Genomic DNA, 721 nt, shown 5'->3' on the forward strand with positions numbered 1-721 from the left:
ATTTGGCTCCCTCTACTGGACTTGAACCAGTGACATACGGATTAACAGTCCGGCGTTCTACCAACTGAACTAAGAGGGAATTAACTTTTACTATTCAACACGACGAATCGTATCAAATTTTAATATGGTGCCTCGAGGCGGAATCGAACCACCGACACGAGGATTTTCAATCCTCTGCTCTACCGACTGAGCTATCAAGGCAAACACAGCAATATAATTGCTATTGTTGCATTTCTTACCGAAGTAAGAGAATAAATGGTGCCGACTACCGGAGTCGAACTGGTGACCTACTGATTACAAGTCAGTTGCTCTACCTACTGAGCTAAGTCGGCACATTAATTCTTTTATATTTCTTTACTCTATTGAGTGAAGAAATAGATTTGGCTCCCTCTACTGGACTTGAACCAGTGACATACGGATTAACAGTCCGGCGTTCTACCAACTGAACTAAGAGGGAATTAACTTTTACTATTCAACACGACGAATCGTATCAAATTTTAATATGGTGCCTCGAGGCGGAATCGAACCACCGACACGAGGATTTTCAATCCTCTGCTCTACCGACTGAGCTATCAAGGCAAACACAGCAATATAATTGCTATTGTTGCATTTCTTACCGAAGTAAGAGAATAAATGGTGCCGACTACCGGAGTCGAACTGGTGACCTACTGATTACAAGTCAGTTGCTCTACCTACTGAGCTAAGTCGGCACATTAATTCT

The 721-nt window shown here is 42.4% G+C and carries 6 tRNA genes; all 6 read right to left on the reverse strand.

The window, feature by feature from the left end:
• Positions 1 to 3: 3 nt before the first annotated feature.
• Positions 4 to 79: transfer RNA gene (locus C9I86_RS19790), tRNA-Asn, on the reverse strand.
• Between the two features lie 46 nt (positions 80 to 125).
• Positions 126 to 201 (reverse strand) — tRNA-Phe (locus C9I86_RS19795).
• 55 nt (positions 202 to 256) lie between these two features.
• A tRNA-Thr gene (locus tag C9I86_RS19800) sits at positions 257 to 332 on the reverse strand.
• Between the two features lie 49 nt (positions 333 to 381).
• Positions 382 to 457 (reverse strand) — tRNA-Asn (locus C9I86_RS19805).
• Positions 458 to 503: 46 nt separating this feature from the next.
• Positions 504 to 579, reverse strand: a tRNA-Phe gene (locus C9I86_RS19810).
• 55 nt (positions 580 to 634) lie between these two features.
• Positions 635 to 710, reverse strand: a tRNA-Thr gene (locus tag C9I86_RS19815).
• Positions 711 to 721 lie beyond the last annotated feature (11 nt).

The sequence above is a fragment of the Photobacterium sp. NCIMB 13483 genome, assembly GCF_003025475.1.
In the GTDB taxonomy this organism is placed as follows: Bacteria; Pseudomonadota; Gammaproteobacteria; order Enterobacterales; family Vibrionaceae; genus Photobacterium; species Photobacterium piscicola.